This window comes from Sphingomonas oligoaromativorans (assembly GCF_011762195.1).
GTDB classification, from domain to species: Bacteria; Pseudomonadota; Alphaproteobacteria; order Sphingomonadales; family Sphingomonadaceae; genus Solisphingomonas; species Solisphingomonas oligoaromativorans.
In genome coordinates, this window is record NZ_JAASQK010000003.1 from 262,706 (window position 1) to 278,422 (window position 15,717).

The 15,717-nt window shown below is 68.0% G+C and carries 12 protein-coding genes; 4 read left to right on the plus strand and 8 right to left on the minus strand.

Annotation, left to right across the window (positions count from 1 at the left end; all coding sequences use genetic code 11):
* The first annotated feature begins 122 nt into the window (after positions 1-122).
* Both murA and FHS98_RS07700 read left to right on the plus strand, forming a co-directional pair.
* Positions 123-1,406, plus strand: coding sequence for a UDP-N-acetylglucosamine 1-carboxyvinyltransferase (gene murA / locus FHS98_RS07695; RefSeq protein ID WP_167102469.1), 1,284 nt, complete (start codon positions 123-125; stop codon positions 1,404-1,406).
* Between the two features lie 204 nt (positions 1,407-1,610).
* Positions 1,611-2,300: an alternative oxidase gene (locus FHS98_RS07700; protein WP_167102472.1), complete on the plus strand. Its 690-nt coding sequence runs from the start codon at positions 1,611-1,613 to the stop codon at positions 2,298-2,300.
* Between the two features lie 55 nt (positions 2,301-2,355).
* On the opposite strand, the gene FHS98_RS07705 is transcribed toward FHS98_RS07700, so the two are convergent.
* The 3 genes from FHS98_RS07705 to FHS98_RS07715 form a co-directional block, all read right to left on the minus strand.
* Positions 2,356-3,570: a DUF445 domain-containing protein gene (locus FHS98_RS07705; RefSeq protein ID WP_167103032.1), complete on the minus strand. Its 1,215-nt coding sequence runs from the start codon at positions 3,568-3,570 to the stop codon at positions 2,356-2,358.
* Between the two features lie 94 nt (positions 3,571-3,664).
* Positions 3,665-6,754 (minus strand): efflux RND transporter permease subunit, encoded by a 3,090-nt coding sequence (locus FHS98_RS07710; RefSeq protein ID WP_167102475.1) that lies wholly within the window; start codon positions 6,752-6,754, stop codon positions 3,665-3,667.
* Positions 6,755-6,784: 30 nt separating this feature from the next.
* Positions 6,785-7,951, minus strand: a complete 1,167-nt coding sequence (locus FHS98_RS07715; RefSeq protein WP_167103034.1) for an efflux RND transporter periplasmic adaptor subunit — start codon at positions 7,949-7,951, stop codon at positions 6,785-6,787.
* Positions 7,952-8,189: 238 nt separating this feature from the next.
* On the opposite strand from FHS98_RS07715, the gene FHS98_RS07720 reads away from it, so the two are divergent.
* Positions 8,190-8,906, plus strand: a complete 717-nt coding sequence (locus FHS98_RS07720; protein WP_167102478.1) for an SIMPL domain-containing protein — start codon at positions 8,190-8,192, stop codon at positions 8,904-8,906.
* A 54-nt stretch (positions 8,907-8,960) separates the two neighbouring features.
* Here FHS98_RS07720 and FHS98_RS07725 read toward each other — a convergent pair whose 3' ends face one another.
* From FHS98_RS07725 to FHS98_RS07735, 3 genes are all read right to left on the minus strand, one after another.
* Positions 8,961-9,215: a GlsB/YeaQ/YmgE family stress response membrane protein gene (locus tag FHS98_RS07725; RefSeq protein WP_167102481.1), complete on the minus strand. Its 255-nt coding sequence runs from the start codon at positions 9,213-9,215 to the stop codon at positions 8,961-8,963.
* Positions 9,216-9,377: 162 nt separating this feature from the next.
* Positions 9,378-9,677, minus strand: a complete 300-nt coding sequence (gene sciP, locus FHS98_RS07730) for a CtrA inhibitor SciP (protein ID WP_019832573.1) — start codon at positions 9,675-9,677, stop codon at positions 9,378-9,380.
* An 82-nt stretch (positions 9,678-9,759) separates the two neighbouring features.
* Positions 9,760-10,059, minus strand: coding sequence for a hypothetical protein (locus FHS98_RS07735; RefSeq protein ID WP_167102484.1), 300 nt, complete (start codon positions 10,057-10,059; stop codon positions 9,760-9,762).
* A gap of 115 nt (positions 10,060-10,174) precedes the next feature.
* On the opposite strand from FHS98_RS07735, the gene mnmA reads away from it, so the two are divergent.
* Entirely contained in the window at positions 10,175-11,287 is a 1,113-nt protein-coding gene (gene mnmA / locus FHS98_RS07740) for a tRNA 2-thiouridine(34) synthase MnmA (protein WP_167102487.1), read from the plus strand.
* 15 nt (positions 11,288-11,302) lie between these two features.
* On the opposite strand, the gene FHS98_RS07745 is transcribed toward mnmA, so the two are convergent.
* The gene (locus FHS98_RS07745; RefSeq protein ID WP_208402110.1) at positions 11,303-14,443 is read right to left on the minus strand and encodes an efflux RND transporter permease subunit; all 3,141 of its coding nucleotides are present in this window, start codon (positions 14,441-14,443) and stop codon (positions 11,303-11,305) included.
* Positions 14,440-15,648, minus strand: coding sequence for an efflux RND transporter periplasmic adaptor subunit (locus tag FHS98_RS07750; RefSeq protein WP_167102490.1), 1,209 nt, complete (start codon positions 15,646-15,648; stop codon positions 14,440-14,442). Before FHS98_RS07750 ends, FHS98_RS07745 begins: the two co-directional genes overlap by 4 nt.
* Between the last annotated feature and the right edge of the window lie 69 nt (positions 15,649-15,717).

Below are 15,717 nucleotides of genomic sequence, written 5' to 3' on the forward strand. Positions count from 1 at the left end.
CGCCCATTCCGCGCTAACAACGATCAAGATTTTGAAGCACTTGGCACGATCGGGGAGACGGCGGCTCGTGCCCGCGCGAGTGTTGTCTTGCGCGCGCGTGGGGATGCTCTAGGAGCGCTGTCATGGACAGGATCGTCATCCGTGGTGGCCGCACGCTTTCGGGCCGTCTTCCGATCTCGGGCGCCAAGAACGCCGCGCTCACGCTGCTGCCTTGCGCGCTGCTGACCGATCAGCCGCTGACGCTCGGCAATCTGCCGCGTCTGGCCGATGTCGACGGCTTCGGGCATCTGCTGAACGGCATGGGCGTCTCGACCGCGATCGCCGGCGGCAGCCCCGACGAGTTCGGCCGCACCATGACTCTGGACGCCAAGCGGATCACGTCGACCACCGCGCCCTATGATTTCGTGCGCAAGATGCGCGCCTCGATCCTCGTGCTCGGCCCGCTGATCGCGCGGATGGGCGAGGCGACCGTGTCGCTGCCCGGCGGCTGCGCGATCGGCAACCGGCCGATCGACCTTCACCTGAAGGCGCTGGAGCAATTGGGCGCCGAGATCGAGATCACCCATGGCTATGTCCGCGCCATCGCGCCGGACGGTGGCCTGCGCGGCGGGCAGATCGTCTTCCCGATCGTCTCGGTCGGCGCCACCGAGAACGCGCTGATGGCGGCCGCGCTCGCCACCGGCGAGACGATCATCGACAATGCCGCGCGCGAGCCCGAGATCGTCGATCTCTGCCGCTGCCTCGTCGCGATGGGCGCGGAGATCGAGGGGATCGGCACCGAGCGGCTGATCGTCCACGGCAAGCCGCGCCTCCACGGCGCCACCTATCAGGTCATGCCCGATCGCATCGAGGCGGGCAGCTATGCCTGCGCGGCGGCGATCACCGGCGGCGATCTCGAGCTGGTCGGCGCGCGGGCGGCGGACATGACCGCGATCCTCGCCGATCTGCGCGAGGCGGGGCTGCACGTCACCGAGACGGCCGACAGCATCCGCGTCGCGGCCGACGGCAAGCTCAAGCCGCTGACCATCTCGACCGCGCCCTATCCGGCTTTCCCGACCGACATGCAGGCGCAGTTCATGGCGATGCTGTCACTGGCGGATGGCGCCTCGGTGCTGACCGAGACGATCTTCGAGAATCGCTACATGCATGTGCCGGAACTGGCGCGCATGGGCGCCGACATCCAGGTCCGCGGCCGCGCGGCGGTGGTGCGCGGCGTCGACAGGCTGGTCGGCGCGGAAGTGATGGCGACCGATCTGCGCGCCTCGATGAGCCTCGTGCTCGCCGGCCTCGCCGCCGAGGGCGAGACGAAGGTGCATCGCGTCTACCATCTCGATCGCGGCTATGAGCGGCTGGAGGAGAAGCTCTCCGCCGTCGGTGCCGAGATCGAGCGCCAACCCGACGAATAAGCGCCCGCCCCGTAGGGAGAGACAGCATCGCGACCGCCGGTGGGAGGCCCGCCGGCGGTCGTTTTCATTCGCCCGGGTGCAGCGCACAAAAAAGATTCTTAAGAAATGCATCTTATATTGACCGGCACGTTGAAAGGAGTATTCCACATGCATCATTCGTGACTCGGCCGGCGGAGACCGGCCCGGACAAAGGGAGTTCGTGTCATGACCGAAGCCGCCAAACCCTTCGCCGAACGCCATCACGAGCCGCGGGATGCGGGCGATGCGTTCGCATATGGAGTGACCAAGTTCCTCCGCTTCTTCGCCGACACGCTGTTCGCCCGCCGCTATGGCCACCGCGCGATCGTGCTGGAGACGGTGGCCGCCGTGCCGGGCATGGTCGGCGCGACGCTCACCCATCTGCGCTGCCTGCGCCGCATGACCGACGATCATGGCTGGATCCGCACCCTGATGGAGGAAGCGGAGAATGAGCGGATGCACCTGATGACTTTCATCGAGGTGGCCCGGCCCAACCTGTTCGAGCGGATGCTGATCCTCGCGGTGCAGTGGCTGTTCTACATCGGCTTCTTCGCGCTCTATCTTCTGGCGCCGCGCGTGGCGCACCGGCTGGTCGGCTATTTCGAGGAAGAGGCGGTCGTCAGCTACACCCATTATCTCGCCGAGATCGACGCCGGCCGCCACGCCAATGGGCCGGCCCCCGCGATCGCCCGCCATTACTGGCATCTGCCGGCCGGAGCGACGCTGCGCGACGTGGTGCTGGTGATCCGCGAGGACGAGGCCCATCACCGCGACGTCAACCATGGCTTCGCGAGCGAGCTGGCCGGGGAAGCCGTCGATCAGGCCGATCACGCCCCCTATCCCGATCACGCCGCCGACATCCGCATGGCCGCCTGACCGGGCCGGCCTCAGGACGGGCGCCTTCCTTCGGGAGGGCGCCTGTTCTGCCGTGTCAGAGCAGCCGGTCGACGATGTGGATGGCGAGGCCGACCAGCCCGCCCACCAGCGTGCCGTTCACCCGGATATATTGGAGGTCGCGGCCCACCGCCTGCTCCAGCCGGTTGGTGACGGTCACGGCATCCCAGCCGCGCACAGTGTCCGACACGAGCCGCACGATGCCGTCGCCATAGGCCGCCGCCACGCCCACCGCCGCCCGCCTGGCGAAGATGTTGATGGTGCGGGCGAGGCGGGGCTCGCTCTGGAGCGTGGCGCCCAACTGGCGCAGCGCCTCGCCTAGCCGCCCGGCCATCGCCGCGTCGGGATCGCGCGCGCCCTTCAGCAGCGCGAGCCGCGCCTGACCCCACAGCCCATCCAGCCACGCACCGACCGCCGGGCTGTCGATCACCTCGTCCTTGAAGGCGTTGACCTTCTGCTGGAGCGCCTCGTCCTCGCGCAGGCGTCGGGCGAGGTCGATCAGCCCGGCCTCGGCCTTGTCGCGCAACGGATGGTCCGGGTCGGTCGCGACCTCGTCGATCAGGCGGTAGAGGCCGTCGAGGATCTTGTTGGCCAGCGTCTCGTCGAGGCCCGTCCAGCGCAGCACCGATCCGGCGCGCTCGCTAATCATCGCGCGGATGACATCCTCGTTGGCGAGCAGCGCGCGGCCCAGCCAGTCGATCGCGCCGTCGAGGATGGGGATGTGCCGATCCCGGTCGATCGCGGCGTCAAGCGCCTGCCCCAGGATCGGGGCGACATCGAGCGCGCGCAGCTTCTGCGCGGCGGCGGAGCGGACCATGCCGCCCAGCCGCTCGGCATCGAGCGCGCCGACGATATCCGCGATCAGGCGCGAGGCGCCGATCCTGAGGCGGCTGGCCTCCTCGGCCCTCGCGCCGGGGGCGGCGAGGAAGCGCCCGGCCGCGCCCGCCAGATCGAGCCTGCGCATCCGCCGCGCCACCACCGAGGGGATCAGGAAATTCTGCCGCAGGAAGGCGGCGAGGCTGTCGCCGATCCGATCCTTGTTGCGCGGGATGATCGCGGTGTGCGGAATCGGCAGGCCGAGCGGATGGCGGAAGAGCGCGGTGACGGCGAACCAGTCGGCCAGCCCGCCCACCATCGCGGCCTCGGCGAAGGCGCGGACATAGCCCAGCGCGGGATGGTGCGGCTCCAGCGCGCGCGCGCCGAGATAGAGCGCTGCCATCGCCAGCAGCAACCCGCCCGCCACCCTGCGCATGGTGGCGGCGCCGTTGTCGGACAGGGAAACGCGGTGTCGGGCCAAGGACGCTACGCTCGTCATGCCCCCTTCAAGGCGCGAGGCGGCAGAAGGTTCATTCCGCCGCCTGGCTCACGTTGATTGGATGCGGGCCGGTCGCCTGGCCATGGCCGTGCTGGCCGCCGGTGGTGAACACGCGGCGCGCCCACGGCCCGATCCGGCGCTCGAACCCGTCGGCGAGGCTGAAGGCCGCCGGCACGATCACCAGCGTCAGCATCGTCGAGCAGATCAGGCCGCCGATCACGGTCACCGCCATCGGCTGGTTCCACGAGCCGTCTCCGCTGATCGAAAGCGCGGTCGGGATCATGCCGGCGACCATCGCCACCGTGGTCATGATGATCGGCTGGGCGCGCTTGTGCCCGGCTTCCATGATCGCCTCGAACTTGGGCGTGCCGCGGGCCATCTCCTCGATCGCGAAGTCGATCAGCAGGATCGAGTTCTTGGCGACGATGCCGAGCAGCATCAGCACGCCGATCAGCACCGGGAGCGAATCCGCCATGCCGGCGATGTGCAGCGCAAGCGCACCGCCCAAGGGCGCCAGCAGCAGCGAACTCAGGTTCACGAACGGCGGCACCACCCGCTTGTAGAGCAGCACCAGCACCGCGAAGACGAGCAGGATGCCGGAGGCGAGCGCGATCACGAAGTTGGTAATCATCTCGGCCTGCCACTTGGCATCGCCATAATTGGGCCGCTCGACGCCGTCGGGCAGGTGGGCGACCGCCGGCAGCGCGTAGATCTTCTTCATCGCGTCGCCCGCGACCACGCCCGGCGCGAGGTCCGCCGAGATCAGCAGGCGGCGCTCCTGATTGTAGCGGCGGATCTGCGACGGGCCTTCGCCGAAGCCGATATCGGCGACGACGCGCAGTGGCACCGATCCGCCCCGCGTCGTCGGCACCGGCAGGTTCTGGATGGTCGAGAGATCGCGGCGGCTGTTCTCGTTGATGACCACGCGGATCGGGATCTGGCGGTCGGAGAGCGAGAACTTCGCCACGTTCTGGTCGATGTCGCCCAGCGTCGCGATGCGGATCGCGGTGGACAGCGCCTGCGTCGACACGCCCATGTCGGCGGCGAGATCGAAGCGCGGCTTGATGATGAGTTCGGGCCGCGGCAGATCGCCTTCGACGCGCGGAGCGACGATCTCGGAGATGCCCTTCATCTGGGCCACCACCTTGTTGGCGGCGTCTTCCAGCTTGTCGGGATCGTCGCTGGCGAGCAGCAGCGAGATGTCGCGACCGCCACCGCCCGACTGCGACTGGAAGTTGATGCGGGCGTCCGCGATCTTGTTGAGCACCGGCGCGAGATCGCGCTCGAACTGGATTGAGGTGCGCTTGCGGTCCTTCCTCAGCGTGATGAAGATCGTCGCATTGCCGACGCGGATGCTTTCGAAGGCGGCGGCGACCTCGGGCTGCTGGCGGACCAGCGCCGCGGTCTTGTCGGCGACGGCCGTGGTCTGTTCCAGCGTCGCGCCGGGCACGAGCTGGATCTTCACCTGGCTGAAGTCGAAATTGAGCGGCGGCTGGAACTGGAAGGACAGCGTCGCGAAGGAGAAGACGGTCGCCACCAGCGCCGCCGCGCCGCCCGCCATCGTCCACCAGCGATGCTTGAGCGACCAGCGCAGCACCTTCATGTAGCGCCGCATCATCCAGCTTTCGCCATGCTCCTGCGCGCCGTGGGCCTCCAGGAAATAGGCGGCGACCATTGGCGTCACGAGACGCGCGACGGCAAGGCTCATCAGCACCGCGGCGACGACGGTCAGGCCGAAATTCTTGAAGAACTGCCCGGCGACGCCCGGCATCAGGCCGACCGGCAGGAACACGGCCACGATCGAGAAGGTGGTGGCGACGACGGCGAGGCCGATCTCGTCGGCGGCGTCGATCGCCGCCTGATAGGCGGTCTTGCCCATCCGCATGTGGCGGACGATATTCTCGATCTCCACGATGGCGTCGTCGACCAGCACACCCGCCACGAGACTCAACGCCAGCAGCGTCATGCCGTTGAGCGTGAAGCCCAGCAGGTCCATCGCCCAGAAGGTCGGGATCGCGGAGAGCGGGATGGCGAGCGCGGAGATCACCGTCGCGCGCCAGTCGCGCAGGAAGAAGAACACCACCACGACCGCCAGCACCGCGCCCTCGATCATCGCGTGGATGGCCGACTTGTACTGCATCTTGGTATAGTCGACCGAGGCGTAGAGCTGGGTGAAGTGGACCCTGGGATTGTCCTTCTCGATCTGCTTCAGGGCCTTCATCGCCTCGTCGTAGACGGTGACGTCCGAATAGCCCTTGGCCTTCTGGAGATCGAAGCTCAGCACCTGCCGGTCGTTCATCTTCGCGAGCTTGCGCTGCTCGGCGTAGCTGTCCTTCACGGTGGCGATGTCGGCGAGCTTTATCATGCGGCCGGCCGAGATCTGGATCTGCTTCTGGCTCAGCGCATAGGCATCCTTGGCGTTGCCGAGCACGCGGACCGACTGTTCGGCGCCGGCGATCTCGGCGCGGCCGCCGGCGGCGTTGAGGTTCATCGCCATGAGCTGGGCGTTGACCTGGCTGGCGGTGACGCCCTGCGCCTGCATCCTGGCCGGATCGAGCACGACGCGGATTTCGCGCGTCACGCCGCCCGAACGCTCGACCTGCGCCATGCCGGAGATCGACAGCAGGCGGCGCGCGATCGTGTTGTCGACGTACCAGGAGAGCTGTTCGAGCGTCATGCCGGTCGATTCCACCGACATGAAGGCGATCGGATCGCCGTCGATGTCGACGCGGCTGACCTGCGGCTCGAGGATGCCGTCCGGCAGGTCGGAGCGGATGCGCGACACGGCCTCGCGCACGTCGTTGACGGCGCGGTCCACCGGGGTGCCGATGGTGAACTGGACGAAGGTGGAGGACGAGCCCTCGGTGATCGTCGACTGGATTTCGTCGACCCCCGAGATGCCGCGCACGGCGGCCTCGACGCGCTGCGTGACCTGCGTCTCCAGCTCGGTCGGCGCGGCGCCTGGCTGGCTGATGTCGACATTGACGCCGGGGAAGCTGATATCCGGGTTATTGTTCACGTCCATCCGCATGAACGCGATGATGCCGGCCAGCGTCAGCGCCGCGAACAGCACCAGCGACGGCACCGGATTGCGGATCGACCAGGCGGAGATGTTACGCATCGCTCTTGTCCCGTCCTCGATCGTCGGCCGTCAGTTCGCGCGCTTCAGGTCGGGGATGACCTTCTCGCCGGGATTGAGGAAGGCCCCGGCCGAATAGACCACCCGCTCGTCGCCGCTAAGGCCCGAGAGGATCGCGATCCCCGTATCCGACACGTCGCCGATCTTCACGCCGCGGCGCGCGACCATGTTGTTCTTGTCGATCACATAGACATAATTGCCCTGCGCGTCGCTCAGCACCGCCGATTCCGGCAGCACCGGCGCCTGGACGTGCTGGGCCGAGAAGATGGCCGTGGCGAAGCCGCCGGGGCGCAACTCGGGCGAATAGGCGAGCTGCACGCGCGCCACGCCCTGCCGGGTCGTCGGGTCGATGATCGGCGACACCTGCCACACCGTGCCGGTGAAGCTCCTGGACGCGCCGACCGGCGTCACGGTGACGGGCATCCCCACCTTCACGTCCGCCAGATCCTGCTCGGCGAGCTTGGCCTGAAGTTCCAGCACGCCATCCATCGCGACCATGAACAGGGCGGACGAGCCCGAGCTGACGATCTGCCCCGGCTCGACGTTGCGTTCGAGGACGAGGCCCGCCGACGGCGAGCGGATGTCGAGCCGGCCGAGGCGCGCCGCCATCTCGCGATACTGCGCCTGGGCGAGCTTCACTTTGGCGTTGGCGGCGTCGCGGGTGGCGGTGCGCTGGTCGATGTCGGCCTTGCTGATGAAACCGCGCGAGACGAGCGCGAGCGCCCGGTCGAGCTGGGTCTGGGCGAGCTTGGCGTCGGCCTGGGCCGAGGTGATCTGCGCCTGCATCTGGCTGGTCTGCGCGGCCTGCACGGCGGGATCGACCGTCGCGAGCGTCTGCCCCGCCTTCACCCACTGGCCGGCGTCCACCAGCACACGGCTCACCATGCCGCCTTCGCCCGCCACGCCCACCGGCATGGCGCGCTTGGCCTGGAGGTTGCCGGTGGCGGTGGTGGTCGCGGCGACGGAGATGCGGCCGGGCACGATCACCGTGACGGTGGGCACCGAAGGCCCGGACGCGGCAGGCTTGTTGTGTCCGCGCCCGAATGCGAGCCCGAGCACGACGATGAGCGCGATCGACACGCCCGCGATCAGGATCAGGCGGCGCCGGCGGGTGGTCGTGCTGTTGTCGGGCGCCGTCTCGTCGACGTCATCGCTCCACCCGCCATGCTCGTAATTCATGCCCCTCACCCGATATCCTGCCTCGCCCTATAGGGCGTCCCACTGGTGTATTATATGAATACATCACTAGGCGCAAGCGATGGATAAGGAGAAGCCGTGGCTTTTCGGGCGGGGCTTCATTCTCCCCCAAAAGAGGTGAATGATCGCTGTCGGCGCCGTTCAGCCACGGTTCGGCCGCGGATCGGCACGGAACGTCGCATGTCCGGGCAGGGTCCGCCCGGTTTTGGGGAGTATCTCTATGAAGGCCATGCTGCTGCCTGCGCTCGCGATCGCCACCACGATGGCGCTGCCCGTCGCCGCCCGCGCCGACGAGCCGGCGACCGTGCCGATCGCGGGCACCCGGCTCGACATCAGCGCCGAGGGCGAGGTGACGCGCGCGCCCGACATGGCGACGATCGGCGCCGGGGTGACCACCCAGTCGTCGAGCGCGGCCTCGGCGATGGCGGACAATGCGAAGCGCTTGGCGGCGGCGGTGGCGGCGCTCAAGCGCGCGGGCGTGGCCGACAAGGATATCCGCACGTCCTCGCTCAGCCTCCAGCCGCAATATCGCTATGCCGAGGGGCAGGCGCCGGTCATCACCGGCTATCAGGCGTCCAACCAGCTCAGCATCGTCTTCCACGACATCCAGCGGGCGGGGCCGATCCTCGACGCGCTGGTCGGGCAGGGCGTGAACCAGATCAACGGGCCGGATTTCGGCATCGAGCATCCCGAGGCCGCGCTCGACGAGGCGCGGACGCAGGCGCTCCAGAAGGCGCGGGCGCGGGCGGATCTTTATGCCAGGGCGGCCGGGATGGGCGTGAAGCGGATCGTCGCGATCAGCGAGGCGGGCGGCTACAGCCCGCCGGCGGCCCCGCGCCCGATGATGATGGCGCGGATGGACAAGGCCTCGACCGAGCTTCAGCCCGGCGAGCAGAAGGTCAACGTGTCGCTGAACGTCACCTTCGAGCTTCAGTGATCCGACGGGGGAGGCGCACCGGCGGGCGCGCCTCCCGAACTTCGCGAGGGACGATCAGCGGACCGAGCCGCGACGCACCAGATTGACGATCGCGAGCAGGATCACCGCGCCGATGAACGCCTCGATGAGCGCGGTCAGCGAGAAGTCCATATTGTTCATGTCATGGTTGAAGATGATGCCGCCGATGAAGGCGCCCACGATCCCGACCACGATGTTGAGGATGATGCCCTGCTGAGCGTCGGTCCGCATCAGGATGCTCGCCAGCCAGCCGATGACGCCGCCCAGAACCAGCCAGATGATGATTGCCATTTTACCCTCCTCCGGCGCCGTTCGGTGTTGTTTCCTCCAAACGGTGCTGCTGGGAGTTGATACGCATGGCCAACGATTACGTTCCTGATCGGGGCCATATGCGAACGGCCGCCCGCGCGGGTGCGCGGGCGGCCGTCTGCTGAAACGCCGCGGAAGAGGGCGTCAGTATTTCTGCTGGCGTTCGTACACCGAGCGATAATGCTGGATGCGCGTCACGCGCAGGCCCGGCATCCCCGAACGGTCCACCGCGCGCTGCCAGCTCGCGAATTCCTCCAGGCTGAGCCGATACCGGTCGCAAACCTCGTCCACGGTCAGCAGCCCCCCGTTGACGGCGGCCACCACCTCCGCCTTGCGACGCACGACCCAGCGCTGCGTCTCGGGCGGCGGAAGGCTGTCCAGCGTCAGCGGCTCGCCGAGCGGTCCGATAACCTGTGCCGGGCGAATCTTCTGGTTCTCGATCATCTACACCTCGAACTGGGCCATGGGCCGACGACGCTCCCCCGTCGTGTTGGGTGATCCTTACGCATCACCGGTTGAAAGAACGCTAAAATGCCAAGGTAAAGCCCGGCTTCATCAAGCTTGATCGAACCTTTCCGGCCGCCGCATGGGCCACGCGGGGATGGAAGCTGCCCTGAAGCTGCGCCGCCGCCGTGGCATCGCGCCCGGAGAAGATTTCCACGAGCGCGCTCACCGAATCACCGAAATGCGCCTGGCGCTGCTGCGCCATCCTCTCCGCCAGCACGGCGGTGCGCGTCGATGCCTGGGTGACGGCCGCGCCTGCGATCAGCAGCGCATGATCGAGCGGAAGCTCGTTCGGCATGGCGGCGATTCGATTGGGGTCCATAAGCAGCACCGCATCGTGGAGGGGGCTCCGAGGCTAGGGCTGGGATGGATAACGATTGGTAAACGCGGGTGCGCTTTTGCCGTGCGGGCCGGAATCGGCTATGGGCGCCGCCATCATGAACGCCGATTTCCAGCTTGGGGCCGATCTTGCCGGCCGTCGCATCGTCGTGGCCATGTCCGGCGGCGTCGACAGTTCCGTCGTGGCCGCGCTCGCCGCGCGCAGCGGCGCCGAGACGATCGGCATCACCCTCCAGCTCTACGACCATGGCGCCGCCGTCGGCCGCTCCGGGAGCTGCTGCGCCGGCCGCGACATCCGCGATGCGCGCGCCGTCGCCGACACGCTCGGCATCGCGCATTATGTCTTCGACTATGAGAGCGCGTTCCGGGAGAGCGTGATTGACCGCTTCGCAGACGATTATATGGCGGGGCGCACCCCGATTCCCTGCGTGCGCTGCAATCAGGGGGTGAAATTCACCGACCTGCTGCGCCTCGCCCGCGAGCTGGGGGCGGACTGCCTCGCCACCGGCCATTATGTCCGCCGCGTCGAGGGCGCGGCCGGGGCCGAACTCCACCGTGCCGCCGATCCGGCGCGCGACCAGAGCTATTTCCTCTTCGCCACCACGCAGGACCAGCTCGACTACCTCCGCTTCCCCCTGGGCGGAATGCCCAAGCCCGCGGTGCGCGAGATCGCGGCCGGGATGGGCCTCGCCGTCGCCGCCAAGCCGGACAGTCAGGACATCTGCTTCGTGCCCGACGGGGATTATGCCGGCGTCGTCCGCAAGATCCGCCCCGAGGCCGAGGCGCCGGGCGCGATCGTCGATCTGGAGGGGCGCGAGCTGGGCCGGCATCGCGGCCTCATCCACTTCACCGTCGGCCAGCGCCGTGGGCTGGAGATCGGGGGCTCGCCCGAGCCGCTCTATGTGGTGAAGCTCGATGCCGAGCGGAACCGCGTGATCGTCGGCCCGCGCCGGGCGCTGGGGGTGAGCGCCGCGCGCCTCTCCGAGATCAACTGGCTGGGCGGGGATTTCTCAGGCCCGATCACCGCCAAGGTGCGTTCGATGGCGAAGCCGGTGCCGGCGCGCTTCGAGGGCGACACCGTGACGTTCGACGCGCCCGAATATGGCGTCGCGCCGGGGCAGGCGGCGGTGCTCTATGCCGGCGACCGGGTGCTCGGCGGCGGCTGGATCGAGGAGACCACCCCGGCCGAGGCGGCGCTGGCCGCCGCCTGACCGGGGTCATGGGGGTCAATCGATCGCGTGGGCCTTCTTGCCGCCGCGGGTGAAGAGCCAGCGGACGGCGACGAAGAACATCGGCACGAAGAAGATCGCGAGGCTGGTGGCCGTAATCATGCCGCCGACCACCGCCGTGCCGATCGCGACCCGGCTCTGCGCGCCGGCACCCGTTGCGATGGCGAGCGGGATCACGCCCGCCACGAACGCCAGCGACGTCATCAGGATCGGGCGGAGACGCAGGCGAGCCGCTTCGAGCGCGGCTTCGAGCGGCGTCTTGCCGCGCTCCTCGGCGAATTCCGCGAACTCGACGATGAGGATCGCATTCTTGGCCGACAAGCCGATCGTGGTGAGTAGGCCGACCTGGAAATAGATGTCGTTGTCGAGCCCGCGCACCATCACCGCCAGCACCGCGCCGATCACGCCCAGCGGAATCACCAGCAGCACCGAGATCGGGATCGACCAGCTCTCATAGAGCGCGGCGAGGCAGAGGAAGATCACCAGCACCGACAGCGCATAGAGCGTCGGCGCCTGCCCCGTGGAGAGCCGCTCCTGATAGGAGAGGCCGGACCATGCGGTGCCGATGCCGGGAATCTGCTCGGCGAGCTTCTGGATCTCGTCCATCGCCGCGCCCGAGCTGTGGCCCGCCGCCGCCTGCCCCTGAATCTCGTAGGAGGAGACGCCGTTGAAGCGCTGCATCGTCGAGGGGGCCTTGGTCCAGCTATAGCTGGAGAAGGCCGAGAAAGGCGCCATCGTGCCGTTGGACGAACGAACGTGCCACGCCGCCAGATCCTCGGGCGTGCCGCGATAGGGGGCGTCGCCCTGGATATAGACGCGCTTCACGCGGCCGCGATCGACGAAATCGTTGATGTAGGTGCCGCCGAACGCCGCCGAAAGCGTGGAGTTCACGTCGCTCTGCGACAGGCCGAGCGCGCCGACCTTGGACTCGTCCACGTCGATATGGAGGTGGGGCGTATCCTCGAGGCTGCCGAGGCGGACCGCATCCAGCAGCGGATCGGCATTGGCCTCCGCGATCAGCTTGTCCTTGGCGGCGGCGAACTCCTGATCGGTGAGCCCGCCCTGGTTGAGGATCTCGAGCGTGAAGCCGTTGGTCTGGCCGAGGCCGCGGATGGCGGGCGGCAGCACGGTCAGCACGCGCGCGTCGCGCATCCCGCCGAGCGCCTTCTGCGCGCGCTGGGTGATGGCGTTGGCGCTGTTCGCGGGGCCTTTGCGATCGTCCCACGGCTTCAGGATCAGATAGGCCTGGCCGACATTGTCCCCCGAGCCCGAGAAGTTGCGGCCCGAATTGGCGAACATGTCCTGCACATCATGTTCCTGATGCAGGAAATATTTCTCCACCGCCTGGCTCACCGCCATGGTGCGATCCTGCGTGGCGCCGGCGGGCAGGAAATACTGGACGATCGCCTGGCCGATATCCTCGGTGGGCAGGAAGCCGGTGGGCAGCCGCACGAACAGGAACAGCAGCAGCGCCACCACGCCCACGAAGGCGATCATGAACCAGCGCGTCCGGTCGATCACATAGCCGACGCCAGCCTGATATTTCTTCACGCCCCGGTCGAAACGATCGTTGAACCAGGTGAAGAAGCGGGTCGTGGCGCGGTTGAACGCGTTGTCGCTCTTGTGCTCCTCATGCCTGGGCTTGAGCAGCGCGGCGGTGAGCGCCGGGGTCAGGATCAGCGCCACGATCACCGACAGCACCATCGACGACACGATGGTGATCGAGAACTGGCGATAGATGATGCCCGTCGACCCGCCGAAGAAGGCCATCGGCAGGAACACCGCCGACAGCACCATGGCGATGCCGACCAGCGCGCCCGAAATCTCGCTCATCGACTTGATGGTGGCATCATGGGCGGAGAGGCGCTCCTCCTCCATGATGCGCTCGACATTCTCGACCACCACGATCGCGTCGTCGACGAGCAGGCCGATCGCCAGCACCATGCCGAACAGGGTGAGCGTGTTGATCGAATAGCCGAACAGCGCCAGCACGCCGAACGTGCCGAGCAGCACCACCGGCACCGCGATCGCCGGGATCAGCGTCGCCCGCCAGCTCTGGAGGAAGACGAACATCACGATGACGACCAGCACGATCGCCTCGAACAGCGTCTTCTCCACCTCGGCGATGGAGAGCTTGATGAAGTCCGTGCTGTCGCGTGGGTAGGAGATCTTGTAGCCGTCCGGGAAGATGTTGGAGAGCTGCTGCACCCGCGCCTTCACCGCCTCCGCCGTCTTGAGCGCGTCGGCGCCGGGCGCCAGCGACACGGCGATCGCGGCGGCCGGATGGCCCGAGAAGCGCGAGATCGAGGTGTAGCTTTCCTGCCCAAGCTCCACCCGCGCCACGTCGCCGATGCGGACCACCGAGCCGTCGCTCTCGGTCTTGAGGATGATGGCGCGGAACTGGTCGGGCGTGTTGAGGCGCGATTGCGCGGTGACGGTGGCGTTCAGTTCCTGCCCCTTCACCGAGGGCTGCGCACCGATCAGGCCGGCGCCGACCTGCACGTTCTGCGCCTGGATCGCGGCCGACACGTCCGCCGGCTGGAGCTGGTGCGCGTTGAGCTTGTAAGGGTCCATCCAGACGCGCATCGCATATTGGGTGCCGAACGCGTCGACCTCGCCCACGCCGTCGACGCGGCTCAGCGGATCCTGGAGCTTGGAGACCATGAAGTCGGCCACGTCGGACGACTGGGTCATGTTCGAGCTGTCGTAGACGGCGACCAGCATCAGATAGTCGGGCTGGCGCTTCTCGACGGTCAGGCCCTGCTGCTGCACCTGCTGGGGCAGGCGGGGCAGCGCCTGCTGCACCTTGTTCTGCACCTGCACCTGGGCGATGTCCGGGTTGGTGCCGTTGTTGAAGGTGGCGGTGATCTGCACCGAGCCGGTGTCGCTCGACGTCGACTGGAAATAGAGCAGGCCGTCGAGGCCGGTGAGCTGCTGCTCGATCACCTGCGTGACCGAATCCTGAAGCACCTGCGCCGATGCGCCCGGATAATTGGCCCGGATGCTCACCTGCGGCGGCGAGATGTCGGGATATTGTGCGATCGGCAGGTGCGTCACCGCGCCGATGCCGCACAGCATGATGACGATCGCGATGACCCACGCGAAGATGGGCCGCTCGATGAAATAGCGCGAGATCATCGGGCGACGCCCGACCGGCCATCCTTGCCCTTGCCCGCGGCGGGCGTGGGGTCGATCGCGGCGGCCTCGGCCTGGGAGCCGGTGGAGAGGACGGCGTGGACGGCCTGACCCGGACGCGCCTTGCCGCTGCCTTCGATCACCACCCGGTCGCCGGGGGCAATGCCCTGCGTCACGATCCAGCGATTCCGGTGCAGGCCCTCATCGGTGACCAGCTTCTTCACGATCTTGTCGTCAGGCCCGACCACCAGCACGGAAGCCGCGCCACGCGGATCATGGACGACCGCCGCCTCGGGCAGCAGGAAGGCATCCTTGCGCAGCGCCTGGCTCACCACAGCGCGGACATACATGCCCGGCAGCAGCAGGCCCTGGCGGTTGGGGAAGCGCGCGCGCAGCGTCACGGCGCCGGTGGCGATGTCGACATTCACTTCGGAAAATTCGAGCTTGCCGGTCTCTGGATAGTCGCTGCCATCCTCCAGCTTGAGGCGGACGGCGGCCTCGTTGGGCAGCGCGCCGCCGGCCGCGATCGCCTTGCGGAGCTGGAGCAGCTCGGTCGAGCTTTGCTGGATATCGACATAGATCGGGTCGAGCGTGGTGATGGTGGCGAGCGCGGTCGTCTGCCCCGCCGTCACCAGCGCGCCGGGGGTCACCGACGAACGGCTGATCCGGCCCGAGATCGGCGCCAGCACGCTGGTGTAGCGCAGGTTGATCCGCGCGGTGTCGAGCGCGGCCTTCTGCTGCTGGATCGCGGCCTCGGCCTGGCCCGCGGCGGCGCGGGCGTCGGCGGCGTCCTGCCTGGCCACCGCGTTGATCTTTTCCAGATCGCTGTAACGCTCGGCCTTGAGACGGGCGGCCACCGCATTGGCCTCGGCGGAGGCGAGCTGGCCCTGCGCCTGCCCCACGGCGGCGCGATAGAGCGCGGGATCGATCAAATAAAGCGGCTGCCCCTCGCGGACGAGGCTGCCCTCGGTGAAGAGCCGCTTGAGCACCACGCCGGATACCTGCGGGCGCACGTCCGAGATCAGATAGGCGTCGGTGCGGCCGGGAAGCTCCGTGTCGATCGCGACGGTCTCCGGCCGGGCGACGACCACGCCGACGGTCGGCGTGGGCTTGGGCGGTTGCTTCCTGTCGCCCCCGCAGGCCGCCAGCGTGAGCAGCGTCGAGAGCGCGAGAATCCGGGTCGAGCGGGGTGAGGCTGGGCCGATCATGAGCGGCGCGCATCATATGCGCGTGTTACATGCGAATGTCAGGGGCGAAATGCGGCCCGGTCGCACAAA